Genomic DNA, 13,200 nt, shown 5'->3' on the forward strand with positions numbered 1-13,200 from the left:
AAAAAAACTCCATCGGGATAACCCTGAGAACTGTATGTTTTTGTCTTGTAAGAACTCTTTGAGATGGAGAAGAGCCTGGAATTGTACAAAAGAATGTAGAATTGTAAACACAAATGATAATTGAAATCATTTGTGTTTGAGTTGGAGCGGCGGAAAACAGGCTGGATTCAAGCGGATAGAAGTATGTAAAGAAGGGGGAGGGGAAAGACCCGGCAGGCAGGAGGCGCTACCGGGCAAAAGGCGGAACTTACCTGAACAGATGCTCCGCATGGAAGCGGAGATGATCCTCAATAAAGGACGCCATAAAGTAATAGCTGTGATCGTATCCCGGCTGTATGCGTAGCGTCAGCGGCCAGTCCTTCTGGCGCGCGGCTTCCGCCAGCAACGCAGGCTGTAACTGCCCGGCGAGGAACTGATCGGCATCACCCTGATCCACCAGCATCGGGATAGCGTCTTCTGGCTGGCTCGCCAGCATCAGCGCGCAGCTGTCCCATTCCTGCCATTTTTCTGCATCTTCACCCAGATAGTGCGTAAAGGCTTTTTGCCCCCACGGCACCTGCGTTGGGTTCACAATCGGCGCAAATGCGGACACGCTGGTGTATTTCCCCGGATTTTTCAGCGCCATGATCAGCGCCCCGTGGCCACCCATCGAATGTCCGCTTATCGCGCAGCGCTCGCTGACCGCGAACTGAGAGTGCACCAGGGCAGGCAGTTCATCGCGAATGTAGTCATACATGCGGTAATGGCTCGCCCACGGTTGTTCGGTAGCGTTGAGATAGAACCCGGCGCCTTTACCCAAATCGTATCCGGCATCGTCGGCCACGTCCTCGCCACGCGGGCTGGTATCTGGCATCACCAGCGCAATGCCCAGTTCGGCGGCAATGCGCTGGGCGCCCGCTTTGGTGGTGAAGTTTTCGTCGTTGCAGGTCAGGCCTGAAAGCCAGTACAGCACCGGTGGATTGTCCGCAGGGGGCAGGAAAATGCTGAACGTCATAGCACAATTCAGCGTGGTGGAGTCGTGCCGCCAGCGCTGCTGTCGACCTTCAAAACAACGATGCTCTTCGAGCAGTTCCATGCAGGGCTCCTTATACGAAAGACTATTCATAAAACGCATAATACAGAGTTTTCATTGACCTGTGAGCAACTTTCACTTTCGCAGGACGGCGAGATGTTGCATCATAAATTTACTTTTCTTTAACAATTGGAGCGATCATGGCGCTGCGTATCGCGCTCAGCGGATTTGTGGTTCTGGTCGTGGCGATGGGGATAGGGCGCTTCGCCTTCACGCCTCAGGTGCCGCTGATGATAGCCGCCGGGCAACTCACGCTCACCAGCGCGGGGCTGGTGGCGGCAATGAACTATCTGGGCTATCTGGTAGGGGCATGGGATGCCATGCGCGCCCATCGCTTCGTTGAAACACGTCTCTGGCTTGGCATCACTGGCGCGGTGGCGCTGACGCTGCTCTCCGCGGCGGCAGAGAATGCCGTGGTTCACGGCCTGCTGCGCTTTGTGATTGGCTGCATGAGCGGCTGGTCGATGGTGCTGATTGCCGCCTGGACCAACGAGCGGCTGGGGCAGCTGGGCAAACCGGGGCTCAGTGCGGCCGTCTTTGCCGGACCCGGGGCGGGCATCGCCCTGAGCGGCCTGCTGGCGGTCTATATTCAGGCGAAAACCTTGTCCGCCGGGGCGGCATGGCAAATCTACGGCGTACTGGCGCTGGTGCTGATTGTGCTGGTGGCGCGCTACCTGCCGCGCGCGGGTCAGCTTCATCGCCCTGGTACCGCGCCTGAGCCGTTGCTGCTGACTGCGGATCTCAGGCGTCTGGTCTGGAGCTACAGCCTGGCAGGATTCGGCTATATCCTCCCGGCGACCTTTTTATCGCAAATGGCGGCGGTACGTTTTCCCGGCAGCCTGTTTGCCCAGTTCGTCTGGCCGATATTCGGTGCTGCCTCGGTGGTGGGGATTGCGCTCAGCATTGCCCTGCGGCATACATCAAGCGCTAACCGCAGGCTGGCGATAGTTCTGTGGTTACAGGGGATTGGCGTGCTGGCGGCCTGGCTGCTGCCGGGCATAGGCGGCTTGCTGACGGGGGGGCTGCTGGTGGGCGGCGGGTTCCTCTGCGCCGTACAGCTCTCTCTTTTGTACGGTCGCGAGCTGGCACCAGACCACACGCGTTATATGGCGGGACTGCTCACCACCGGGTATGCCATTGGTCAGCTGGTGGGTCCGGTCACGTCGGCACTGTCGACCTGGCTCACGCACCGGCTGGAACCTGCGCTGGGGCTGGCGGGGATCGCGCTGTTCGTTGGCGGAGCGTTAGTCTGGAACCGTCAGGCTGAAAGGCAACAGCAATTGCAATAATTATCGTCGTGAATACTGGATTATGTGCGTCGCCTCACGCACAATGAGCGCACACTTTTGCCACAACGAGGGCAAAAGACGCCACACCTGCAGGAGAAAAGAATGTCATCACTCAGTAAAGAAGCAGCCCTTGTCCATGAAGCGCTGGTTGCGCGCGGTCTTGAAACGCCACTGCGCCCGCCCGTGCAGGAACTGGACAATGATACCCGCAAGCGTCTGATCGCCGGCCATATGACGGAGATCATGCAACTGCTGAATCTCGATCTGAGCGACGACAGCCTGATGGAGACGCCGCACCGCATCGCGAAGATGTACGTCGACGAAATTTTCTCCGGCCTGGATTACGCGAACTTCCCGAAAATCACCGTCATTGAAAATAAGATGAAGGTCGATGAGATGGTGACGGTACGCGATATCACGCTGACCAGCACCTGCGAGCATCACTTTGTGACCATCGATGGTAAAGCGACGGTGGCCTATATTCCAAAAGATACGGTCATTGGCCTGTCCAAGATCAACCGCATCGTGCAGTTCTTTGCCCAGCGTCCGCAGGTGCAGGAGCGTCTGACGCAGCAGATCCTGACCGCACTGCAAACTCTGTTGGGTACTAACAACGTGGCGGTGTCTATCGACGCGGTGCACTACTGCGTGAAAGCGCGCGGCGTGCGTGATGCAACCAGCGCGACCACCACCACTTCGCTGGGCGGCCTGTTCAAATCGAGCCAGAACACCCGCCAGGAGTTCCTGCGCGCCGTGCGTCACCACAACTAATCAGACAGGGCAGGGACCATGGAGCGAAACGTCACGCTCGATTTTGTACGCGGCGTCGCCATTCTCGGTATCCTGCTGCTGAATATCAGCGCCTTCGGTCTGCCGAAGGCCGCCTATCTGAATCCTGCGTGGTATGGCGACATCACGCGCAGCGACGCCTGGACGTGGGCAATCCTCGATCTCTTTGCACAGGTTAAATTCCTGACCCTCTTTGCGCTTCTGTTTGGCGCGGGACTTCAGCTTCTCCTCAAACGCGGTACGCGCTGGATCCAGTCGCGTTTAACGCTGCTGGTTATCCTCGGTTTTATTCACGGGCTGCTGTTCTGGGACGGCGATATTCTGCTCGCGTATGGTCTGGTGGGCCTGATTTGCTGGCGGCTGATCCGCGACGCGCCCGGTGTGAAAAGCCTGTTTAACACCGGCGTGATGCTCTATGTCATGGGACTGGCCGTGTTATTGCTGCTTGGCATGATTGCCGATGATTCCACCCGTCGTTCATGGGTCCCGGATGCGGCCAACCTGCAATATGAGCAGTTCTGGAAGCTGAAAGGCGGCATGGAAGCGATAGGCAACCGGGCCGATATGCTCGGCGATAATCTGCTGGCGCTGGGCGCGCAATATGGCTGGCAGCTGGCGGGGATGATGCTGATGGGCGCAGCCCTGATGCGCACCGGCTGGCTGAAAGGGGAATTTAGCCTGCGACACTATCGTCGCACGGGAGCAGGGCTGGTGCTGCTCGGCGTGATCATCAACCTCCCGGCGGTGATGATGCAGTGGCATCTTCAATGGGATTACCGCTGGTGTGCGTTCCTGTTGCAGGTGCCGCGCGAACTGAGCGCGCCGTTCCAGACCATTGGCTATGCGGCGTTGATCTATGGCTTCTGGCCCCAGCTTTCTCGCCTGTGGATCGTCAGTGCGGTGGCCTGCGTTGGGCGGATGGCGTTAAGCAATTACATTCTGCAAACGCTGATATGCACCACGCTTTTCTACCGATTCGGCCTGTTTATGAAATTCGACCGCCTGACGCTGCTGGCGTTTGTTATTCCGGTCTGGATTGTTAACGTGGTGTTTTCGGTTGTCTGGCTGCGTTTTTTCCGCCAGGGCCCGCTGGAATGGGCATGGCGACGGTTAACCGCCCGTGCTTCGGGCGTGTCATTGCGTAATACATCCAGATAACGATCTGGATCACAATCATTAACAAAACGGATGTAAGCGTTTTCATCTGTGTGAGCTTCTTCACGTAGTCTCCTCTCTCTCGCTGCCAGAATAGCCACCTTGCTAAACACAGGGGGTGTCTGTGAGTTGCTGCAATCCTTTAAAGGGTGGTGAATATGATCACCATTCGTGACGTCGCCCGCCAGGCGGGTGTTTCTGTTGCTACTGTCTCCCGCGTGCTGAACAACAGTGCGCTGGTCAGCCCTGAAACGCGTGAAACCGTAATGAAAGCCGTGACCCAGCTGGGGTACCGGCCAAACGCTAATGCCCAGGCGCTGGCGACGCAGGTCAGCGATACCATTGGCGTAGTGGTGATGGACGTGTCGGACGCCTTCTTCGGCGCGCTGGTCAAAGCGGTGGACGTCGTTGCCCAGCAGCACCAGAAATATGTGCTGATTGGCAACAGCTATCACGAGGCTGAAAAAGAGCGTTATGCCATTGAGGTACTGATTCGCCAGCGCTGTAACGCCCTGATTGTGCACTCTAAAGCCCTGAGCGATGAAGAGCTGGCCGGGTTTATGGAGCAGATCCCCGGCATGGTGCTGATCAACCGTATCGTCCCCGGCTACGCGCACCGCTGCGTCGGTCTGGATAACATCAGCGGCGCGATGATGGCGACGCGGATGCTCATCAGCAACGGCCATCAGCGCATTGGTTATCTGGCCTCCAGCCACGGTATTGAAGACGACATGATGCGCCGCGAGGGCTGGCAAAACGCCCTGAAAGAGCAGGGCATTGCGCCGCTGGAAAGCTGGGTAGGTACCGGTTCGCCGGACATGCAGGGCGGTGAAGCGGCAATGGTGGAACTGCTGGGGCGTAATCTTCAGCTGACGGCCGTGTTTGCCTATAACGACAGCATGGCGGCAGGTGCGCTTACCGCGCTGAAAGATAATGGCATTGCGGTGCCGCGGCATTTATCGCTGATCGGTTTTGATGATATCCCGATTGCCCGTTACACCGATCCGCAGCTGACAACGGTGCGTTACCCCATTGCGTCGATGGCGAAACTGGCGACAGAGCTGGCGTTACAGGGGGCGGCAGGGCTGTTGGATCCTGACGCAACGCATTGTTTTATGCCGACTTTAGTACGCCGCCATTCGGTCGCTATCCGACAAACTGTGGCTCCGATCACTAACTGATAACATCACGTGATGTAACCGTTTTCAATCTGTGAGTAAATTCACAGTATCTTAACAAGCCGCTGTCTATGATGTCAGCGTTTTAGGGGCTGAAACACAATGTAACGGTGATTATTCACTTTTACCGTTACCAGAATGCCTCAAACAACGAATAAAACGCATTTCTGGAGCGTTACCGAACACGGAAGCTGGACATTTTATAAGTGAACTTCGGCGATCAGTAACGTTTTATTAACATCTGCCCGCCGACCGTTTTTCACAAGAACTACCCTGCATAAAAAAAACCGGAGATACCATGAATAAGAAGGTGTTGACTCTGTCTGCTGTCATGGCAAGCATGCTTTTTGGCGCAGCAGCACACGCAGCGGATACCCGTATTGGCGTGACTATCTATAAATACGACGACAACTTCATGTCCGTTGTGCGTAAAGCAATTGAAAAAGATGCTAAATCAGCGCCTGACGTGCAGCTGCTGATGAATGACTCCCAGAATGACCAGTCCAAACAGAACGATCAGATTGACGTTCTTCTGGCAAAAGGCGTGAAAGCGCTGGCTATTAACCTGGTTGACCCGGCTGCGGCAGGCACGGTAATCGAGAAAGCGCGCGGGCAGAACGTGCCAATTGTCTTCTTCAACAAAGAACCTTCCCGTAAAGCGCTGGACAGCTACGACAAAGCGTATTACGTGGGTACCGACTCCAAAGAGTCCGGGATTATCCAGGGCGATCTGATTGCGAAACACTGGGCGGCGAACCCAAACTGGGATCTGAACAAAGATGGTCAGATTCAGTTCGTTCTGCTGAAAGGCGAGCCGGGCCATCCGGATGCTGAAGCACGTACCACCTACGTTATTAAAGAGCTGAACGACAAGGGCCTGAAAACCCAGCAGCTGGCGTTAGACACCGCAATGTGGGACACCGCTCAGGCGAAAGATAAGATGGATGCGTGGCTGTCCGGCCCGAACGCCAACAAAATTGAAGTGGTCATCGCCAACAACGATGCAATGGCAATGGGTGCGGTAGAAGCGCTGAAAGCCCACAACAAATCCGCTATTCCTGTATTCGGTGTGGATGCCCTGCCAGAAGCGCTGGCGCTGGTGAAATCTGGCGCAATGGCCGGTACCGTGCTGAACGATGCCAACAACCAGGCGAAAGCCACCTTCGATCTGGCGAAAAACCTGGCCGACGGTAAAGGCGCCGCTGACGGGACTAACTGGAAAATTGACAACAAAATCGTTCGCGTTCCTTACGTGGGCGTAGACCAGTCCAACCTGGCTGAGTTTATCGGTAAATAAGTTATCTGCATTGTCTTCACTGGGCGCAATTCGTTGCGCCCTTTTATAACGCGATATGCGAGGCCAACAAGGTATAATTATGGTCAGCACAACTACTCAGTCGTCCGGTGAATATTTGTTGGAAATGACCGGTGTCAACAAGTCATTCCCCGGTGTTAAGGCGCTCGATAATGTTAATTTAAAAGTTCGTCCTCACTCTATTCATGCGTTAATGGGTGAAAACGGGGCGGGTAAATCAACATTATTAAAATGCCTTTTTGGGATCTATCAAAAAGATTCTGGCAGCATTCTTTTTCAGGGAAAAGAGATCGACTTCCATTCAGCGAAAGAAGCGCTGGAGAACGGTATCTCAATGGTACACCAGGAATTAAACCTGGTTCTGCAACGTTCAGTTATGGATAATATGTGGTTGGGCCGTTATCCAACCAAAGGTGTCTTTGTCGATCAGGATAAAATGTATCGCGACACCAAAGCCATTTTTGATGAGCTGGATATTGATATCGACCCGCGCGCCCGCGTCGGGACATTATCCGTTTCCCAGATGCAGATGATCGAAATTGCCAAAGCGTTCTCCTATGATGCGAAAATCGTGATCATGGATGAACCGACATCGTCATTAACGGAAAAAGAGGTTAACCACCTTTTTACCATTATTCGTAAGCTGAAAGATCGCGGCTGCGGTATTGTCTATATCTCACATAAAATGGAAGAGATCTTCCAGCTTTGTGATGAAATCACCATCCTGCGCGACGGCCAGTGGATTGCCACCCAGCCGCTGGAAGGGCTGGATATGGACAAGATCATCGCCATGATGGTTGGCCGTTCTCTGAACCAGCGCTTCCCGGATAAAGAAAACAAGCCAGGCGAAGTGATTCTGGAGGTGCGTAACCTGACCTCGTTGCGTCAGCCGTCTATCCGCGATGTCTCTTTCGATCTGCACAAGGGGGAGATCCTTGGCATCGCAGGGCTGGTGGGCGCTAAGCGCACCGATATCGTAGAAACCCTGTTTGGTATCCGTGAGAAAGCCGAAGGCACCATTACGCTGCACGGTAAGAAGATCAACAACCACAACGCCAACGAAGCCATTAATAATGGCTTTGCGCTGGTGACGGAAGAGCGTCGTTCCACCGGTATTTACGCTTATCTGGATATTAACTTTAACTCGTTAATTTCTAATATTCGCAATTACAAAAACAAAGTCGGGCTGCTGGATAATTCCCGCATGAAGAGCGATACCCAGTGGGTGATTGACTCCATGCGCGTGAAAACGCCGGGCCATCGCACGCAAATTGGCTCACTCTCGGGAGGGAACCAGCAGAAAGTCATTATTGGACGCTGGCTATTAACCCAGCCTGAAATTCTGATGCTGGATGAACCTACGCGCGGTATCGACGTGGGTGCAAAATTTGAGATCTACCAGCTGATCGCCGAGCTGGCGAAAAAAGATAAAGGGATCATTATTATTTCTTCCGAAATGCCGGAATTGTTAGGGATCACAGACCGTATTCTGGTTATGAGCAATGGTCTCGTTGCCGGTATTGTTGAAACCAAAACGACAACGCAAAACGAAATTTTGCGTCTTGCGTCTTTGCACCTTTAAGATCAGGGGCTCCTCATGAGTGCGTTAAATAAAAAAAGTTTTCTCACTTATCTGAAAGAAGGCGGTATTTACGTTGTTCTTTTAGTCTTGCTGGCGATTATTATTTTCCAGGACCCTACGTTCTTAAGTCTGCTGAACTTGAGTAACATTCTGACCCAGTCTTCCGTCCGTATTATTATCGCGCTTGGCGTGGCGGGACTTATCGTTACCCAGGGGACTGACCTTTCGGCAGGGCGCCAGGTGGGTCTGGCGGCGGTCATTGCGGCGACCCTGTTGCAGTCGATGGAAAACGCCAACAAGGTGTTCCCGGAGATGGCGACCATGCCGATTTTCGTGGTGATCCTGATCGTGTGTGCCATCGGCGCGGTAATTGGCCTGATTAACGGCATCATCATTGCTTACCTGAACGTGACGCCATTCATCACCACGCTGGGCACGATGATCATCGTTTATGGTATCAACTCCCTGTACTACGATTTCGTCGGCGCGTCTCCAATCTCTGGCTTCGACAGCGGCTTCTCGACCTTCACGCAGGGGTTTGTTGCGTTGGGCAGCTTCCGTCTCTCCTACATCACCTTCTATGCGCTGATTGCGGTGGCGTTCGTCTGGATCCTGTGGAACAAAACCCGCTTCGGTAAAAACATCTTTGCTATCGGCGGTAACCCGGAAGCGGCGAAAGTCTCCGGGGTCAACGTGGCTCTGAACCTGCTGATGATTTATGCCCTGTCCGGTGTGTTCTACGCCTTCGGCGGGATGCTGGAAGCAGGCCGTATCGGCTCTGCAACCAACAACCTCGGCTTTATGTATGAACTGGATGCGATTGCGGCCTGCGTGGTTGGCGGCGTCTCCTTCAGCGGCGGCGTGGGTACCGTGCTGGGCGTGGTGACCGGTGTGATCATCTTCACCGTTATCAACTACGGCCTGACCTACATCGGCGTGAACCCGTACTGGCAGTACATCATCAAGGGTGCCATCATCATCTTCGCGGTTGCGCTGGATTCACTGAAGTACGCGCGTAAGAAATAAGCGCTGGAATGAAAGAACCCGCAGCGATGCGGGTTTTTTTATGAGAAAAGTGAAGCGATAAGCGATTTTGAAACGGGCACTAGTCCGGTTTGAAGCCCAAAGGGTTTAAAGATTTTATTTATAATGTCAGCGGAATAATTGCCTCTGTTATTTTCTACATCCGACAATGTTTTCCGGGATACGCTGACCAGCTTTGCATATTCATCCTGCTTCAGCCCTAACACCTCGACCCTGAGCCTTTTCAGCGCCTCTCCCTGTGTAATTTTCCCCAGCAAAATGTCCCGTATGGCTGCATGCAGTACAGCCTGGCGATCGAGAGTACTAATCCGCGTTAAGCCTTGTGAAACGCGTTGCCTCTTCACTACCGATGGCTTGTCCGGATCTTCCGCCTCGTCATGATGTCGCTTTTTATTTACGCTGCGTACTTGAGCTAATGTCTGTAAAAGCTCTGATTCAGCTTCATTAGATGTTTTCATAATAAACCCCAACGGGATAGTTTATCCGGAATATAGTGAAAACCCATCGCGGGCATTTCCATTATCTGTTCCGGAACGCCTCGCGCCGCCAGCCTTTCCGGGAGATCAATAAGCTGAACGGCTGTTTCATGCAGAGCATCAAGTAATGTTGCGGGAGGGATCCACTCCGCCAGCGTTTGTGCGATAGTGTTGAAATTATAATCCCCCCCTGATTCGCAAGTTAATGACCACTTCAGGGTTCTTGGTATCCCTTCAGGATCGGCTTTCATCGGCGCAAAGTCATATACAGGGGAGAGCATAATTTGATTTTCAGCCTTCACAAAGGCGGTATTTCGCCCATGGTTGTCACTATTTCCAAAAATAATATTTAGCAGATCGCGACGCACCCATTCTGTTACAAATCCCGGAATATCAAAATGATAGCCCTGCTGCTGGACCATATGGCTGGAGGTGATTTTATTAATTAACGCGCGCAACGTTGTCTCATGATCAAGGAGGGTGCCGGGTGCCTTTTGTAATAGCGAATACACCGATTCCATACCCAGCCTGACCAGTTGGTCCTGCTCATTTCTCACTATGTCGAAACGCGGTAACCACAGAGACGGGTAATGGCTACCTTCTTCAAGGCGCATTGTTTCCACTGGGATCGTGGAAAAACCCATCGCGTTAAGCTCATGATAATAATGGAATTCAGCTCGCAGAATATTACAATCAACTTCTGTCCTGTTACCGCGTGGATATTTAACCAAATAATAGCGGTCCCGGTTATCCGGCTCGTTTTGCCAGGTATCGATCCAGATGGCATCAGTTTCACTACAGCGCAGCAAAAGTTTAGGCGCTTCACCGCCAGCACCGGTTGCACCACCCGCCGCCGCGCCTCTTTCCTGGGCATAATCCAGAAAATCGGCCGCACGATCGATGACGTCCGCAACCGTAAACGTTTTAGTGCTGGCGAATTTATTCCATTCTGGGACGGATTCTTTTATGCGCAAATTCCCCACAGGGGACATTGTGCCAAATTTCAGCAATAAGAAATTTTGCTGGCCAACGGGTAATTCACTGATGTCGAGCGCATTAATCCAGTAACGGCGGCTTGCTCCGGCGGGAATAATATCGTCGATAAATCGCAGCCAGCCCGGTTGGCCATGGTCATCAAAAAAGAGTGATACAGGGTGATTGACTGAGACTGCGTGAAAATCATCATAGTCGAGAAAATTAATCGCATACTCAGTGAGATAGTCTAACTGCGTGGTATTCCAGTCATTTTTTTCACTTCCTGGATATTTGATGAGAGCGATATCCGTCCATGTTTCGTTCAGATATGCCTGTACGGTTAACGTCTCCATCTCACCTCCATAACGCGACAATGTGTAAAATATTACTCATAGTCAGTGATAAAAACAAGTATTGCTACTTATATCACTCATTAGGTGTCTAAAAAGAGAGTAATGCGTTTTATATCACGCATTGTAGATCTGAATTACTTCTTCTGAATTTCCAGCAACTGCTCTGGCGTTACCGCCGGATAACCCTGCGCATCCTCCGGCACTTCATGCATCGTTGGGATCGGCACCAGCGGGCCTAAAAAGCGCGGTTCACGTTTGAACAGGTACAGGTCAGCCAGCGCGCCGAAACGGGCGCCAAACTCGCGCACGCGCACGCTCAGCATGTCCTTTGGCGACGGCACCGCATAACACTGCGCCTGAATGCCCATATGCAGGGCGATAAACAGCGCCCGCTCGCAGTGGAACCGCTGGGTAATGATGATGAAATCATTGGTGTCGAACACCTTGCGGGTACGCACGATGGAATCAAGCGTGCGGAATCCGGCGTAGTCGAGCACGATATCGGCCGGGTCGACGCCTGCGGCAATCAGATCTTTGCGCATCGTCACCGGCTCGTTATAGCTTTGCAGAGCGTTATCGCCGCTCAGCAGCAGATAGTTCACCTTGCCGCTGTTATAGGCGTTCAGCGCGCCCTGAATACGATACCGGTAATACTGATTTATGACGCCGGTGCGGTAATACTTGGCGGTGCCAAGCACCACGCCAACCTGACGGTAGGGGAGATCCTGTAGGTCATCAAAAATGTAGGGGGCTGTTTTCCAGCTCATCCAGCGGTCGAGACCCAGCACGATCAACAGCAGTATGCCGACCAGGACAGACAGGCTGTAAAACACGCGCTTTAACATGCAGATGGCTCGTACCGATGATGAAATTTCCCTCAGGCTACTGTACCCGCCTGGTTAGCGCAAGAAACAGCGATTCAACTGAGGGGTTTTTCGTCAGACTGACGGGCAACGCTGCCCGCCGAACAGATTATGCCAGCAGCACGCGGTCGATGGTTGAACAGCCCAGCGCTTTCAGCGTGGCTGCGGTCGCGTCCCACTGGATCAGCGGCGCATCGGACTTTTCAGCCAGAATTGCGCGCTGAATATCCGGGTAGTCATACCCGTTCAGGCTGAGCAGGTTCAGGGCGCCCTGGAGCGGAGGCAGCGTCGGGTTAAACGCGGCGTTCTCTGCATAGCTGCCGGTGAAGATGCGGCCGTCGCGGCACTGAAGGGCGACGCCGCTTGGTGATTTGCTGTATGGCGTGTGGCTTTTATTGGCGGCGGCAATGGCCGCTTCGCTCAGCTCATCCCCTGATAGCGCATAACCGTGGTCCTGCTCGTCCATCAGCAGGGTTTTGATCTCAAGATCTTTCGGGCCGAAAGCATCCGGCAGGTAATCTCCCAGCGTATGCGGTGCGCGTCCCGGCAGGTTGATACGCAGTTCAAGACCGCTGTTCAGCTCATTCATAAACTGGCGGCAGTGGCCGCAAGGGGTATAGTTGACGGTGATGGCGCGCAGGGCTTTTTCGCCGCGCAGCCAGGCGTGACTGATGGCGCTCTGCTCCGCGTGAACGGTTTGTTGCATGGTCGCACCGAGAAACTCCATGTTTCCGCCGAAGTACCAGGTCCCGCTCACGCCGCGCGCAATTGCGCCTACGTTAAAATGGGAAAGGTCAGCGCGGGCGCAGGCAGCCGCCAGGGGCAGCAGGGCGAAAGCCAGCGCGTCTTCGTCCAGCCCCGTTGCCTGTTTAAGGGTCGTGACCTGATCTGCCATCAGCAGGGCGGGGAAATGCGCATCCGCCAGAACCGGAGCCAGGGCTGATTGCAAATTCTCTGCAAGCTGAGAGAAAGCAGCTTGAAAACGTGGATGCATGACGTTGCCTCATCAAGGTTAATGGATCGGTAGTGTACGGAGCCGTACGGCCTTTATATGTGATCCAAATCTCATTATGTGTGCAACTTATGAAATGAAAATGAAATTTGCGCGA

Annotated in this window: 12 protein-coding genes; 7 read left to right on the plus strand and 5 right to left on the minus strand. The window is 53.7% G+C overall.

Annotation, left to right across the window (positions count from 1 at the left end):
* Positions 1–247 precede the first annotated feature (247 nt).
* Positions 248–1,075: an S-formylglutathione hydrolase gene (fghA, locus tag RHN82_RS17780; protein ID WP_047053370.1), complete on the minus strand. Its 828-nt coding sequence runs from the start codon at positions 1,073–1,075 to the stop codon at positions 248–250.
* Between the two features lie 137 nt (positions 1,076–1,212).
* Here fghA and RHN82_RS17785 point away from each other — a divergent pair, with 137 nt between their 5' ends.
* The 7 genes from RHN82_RS17785 to mglC all read left to right on the plus strand — a co-directional run bounded on the left by RHN82_RS17785 (position 1,213) and on the right by mglC (position 9,406).
* Entirely contained in the window at positions 1,213–2,361 is a 1,149-nt protein-coding gene (locus tag RHN82_RS17785; RefSeq protein WP_047053372.1) for a YbfB/YjiJ family MFS transporter, read from the plus strand.
* A gap of 102 nt (positions 2,362–2,463) precedes the next feature.
* Positions 2,464–3,132, plus strand: coding sequence for a GTP cyclohydrolase I FolE (folE, locus tag RHN82_RS17790; RefSeq protein ID WP_047053374.1), 669 nt, complete (start codon positions 2,464–2,466; stop codon positions 3,130–3,132).
* A gap of 18 nt (positions 3,133–3,150) precedes the next feature.
* The gene (gene yeiB / locus RHN82_RS17795) at positions 3,151–4,308 is read left to right on the plus strand and encodes a DUF418 domain-containing protein YeiB (RefSeq protein WP_047053376.1); all 1,158 of its coding nucleotides are present in this window, start codon (positions 3,151–3,153) and stop codon (positions 4,306–4,308) included.
* 155 nt (positions 4,309–4,463) lie between these two features.
* Positions 4,464–5,486 (plus strand): HTH-type transcriptional regulator GalS, encoded by a 1,023-nt coding sequence (gene galS / locus RHN82_RS17800; protein WP_047053378.1) that lies wholly within the window; start codon positions 4,464–4,466, stop codon positions 5,484–5,486.
* 295 nt (positions 5,487–5,781) lie between these two features.
* Positions 5,782–6,780, plus strand: coding sequence for a galactose/glucose ABC transporter substrate-binding protein MglB (gene mglB, locus RHN82_RS17805; protein WP_017383382.1), 999 nt, complete (start codon positions 5,782–5,784; stop codon positions 6,778–6,780).
* 79 nt (positions 6,781–6,859) lie between these two features.
* A complete protein-coding gene (gene mglA, locus RHN82_RS17810; protein ID WP_003859320.1) occupies positions 6,860–8,380 on the plus strand; it encodes a galactose/methyl galactoside ABC transporter ATP-binding protein MglA in 1,521 nt (506 codons plus the stop codon).
* A 15-nt stretch (positions 8,381–8,395) separates the two neighbouring features.
* Positions 8,396–9,406 carry a galactose/methyl galactoside ABC transporter permease MglC gene (mglC, locus tag RHN82_RS17815; protein WP_003859318.1) on the plus strand — a complete coding sequence of 337 codons (1,011 nt, stop codon included), beginning with the start codon at positions 8,396–8,398 and terminating at the stop codon, positions 9,404–9,406.
* A gap of 38 nt (positions 9,407–9,444) precedes the next feature.
* Here the strand turns inward: mglC and RHN82_RS17820 are convergent, their stop codons facing one another.
* The 4 genes from RHN82_RS17820 to cdd form a co-directional block, all read right to left on the minus strand.
* On the minus strand, positions 9,445–9,882 hold the full coding sequence (locus RHN82_RS17820; RefSeq protein WP_047053381.1) for a helix-turn-helix transcriptional regulator: 438 nt from the start codon (positions 9,880–9,882) through the stop codon (positions 9,445–9,447).
* Complete coding sequence (locus tag RHN82_RS17825) at positions 9,879–11,228, minus strand: type II toxin-antitoxin system HipA family toxin (protein ID WP_047053382.1); 1,350 nt, start codon at positions 11,226–11,228, stop codon at positions 9,879–9,881. The genes RHN82_RS17820 and RHN82_RS17825 overlap by 4 nt, the downstream gene beginning before the upstream one ends.
* A 134-nt stretch (positions 11,229–11,362) precedes the next feature.
* Entirely contained in the window at positions 11,363–12,073 is a 711-nt protein-coding gene (gene sanA / locus RHN82_RS17830) for an outer membrane permeability protein SanA (RefSeq protein WP_003859314.1), read from the minus strand.
* 127 nt (positions 12,074–12,200) lie between these two features.
* On the minus strand, positions 12,201–13,085 hold the full coding sequence (cdd, locus tag RHN82_RS17835) for a cytidine deaminase (RefSeq protein ID WP_047053384.1): 885 nt from the start codon (positions 13,083–13,085) through the stop codon (positions 12,201–12,203).
* Positions 13,086–13,200: the final 115 nt, after the last annotated feature.

The organism is Enterobacter cloacae complex sp. EB5, assembly GCF_031432835.1.
Lineage (GTDB): Bacteria > Pseudomonadota > Gammaproteobacteria > Enterobacterales > Enterobacteriaceae > Enterobacter > Enterobacter hormaechei_C.

Excerpts from the sequence above, each read along its gene's own strand:
- fghA (WP_047053370.1), bottom strand. The coding sequence starts at position 1,075 with ATGGAACTGCTCGAAGAGCATCGTTGTTTTGAAGGTCGACAGCAGCGC.
- RHN82_RS17785 (WP_047053372.1), top strand. The coding sequence starts at position 1,213 with ATGGCGCTGCGTATCGCGCTCAGCGGATTTGTGGTTCTGGTCGTGGCG.
- folE (WP_047053374.1), top strand. The coding sequence starts at position 2,464 with ATGTCATCACTCAGTAAAGAAGCAGCCCTTGTCCATGAAGCGCTGGTT.
- yeiB (WP_047053376.1), top strand. The coding sequence starts at position 3,151 with ATGGAGCGAAACGTCACGCTCGATTTTGTACGCGGCGTCGCCATTCTC.
- galS (WP_047053378.1), top strand. The coding sequence starts at position 4,464 with ATGATCACCATTCGTGACGTCGCCCGCCAGGCGGGTGTTTCTGTTGCT.
- mglB (WP_017383382.1), top strand. The coding sequence starts at position 5,782 with ATGAATAAGAAGGTGTTGACTCTGTCTGCTGTCATGGCAAGCATGCTT.
- mglA (WP_003859320.1), top strand. The coding sequence starts at position 6,860 with ATGGTCAGCACAACTACTCAGTCGTCCGGTGAATATTTGTTGGAAATG.
- mglC (WP_003859318.1), top strand. The coding sequence starts at position 8,396 with ATGAGTGCGTTAAATAAAAAAAGTTTTCTCACTTATCTGAAAGAAGGC.
- RHN82_RS17820 (WP_047053381.1), bottom strand. The coding sequence starts at position 9,882 with ATGAAAACATCTAATGAAGCTGAATCAGAGCTTTTACAGACATTAGCT.
- RHN82_RS17825 (WP_047053382.1), bottom strand. The coding sequence starts at position 11,228 with ATGGAGACGTTAACCGTACAGGCATATCTGAACGAAACATGGACGGAT.
- sanA (WP_003859314.1), bottom strand. The coding sequence starts at position 12,073 with ATGTTAAAGCGCGTGTTTTACAGCCTGTCTGTCCTGGTCGGCATACTG.
- cdd (WP_047053384.1), bottom strand. The coding sequence starts at position 13,085 with ATGCATCCACGTTTTCAAGCTGCTTTCTCTCAGCTTGCAGAGAATTTG.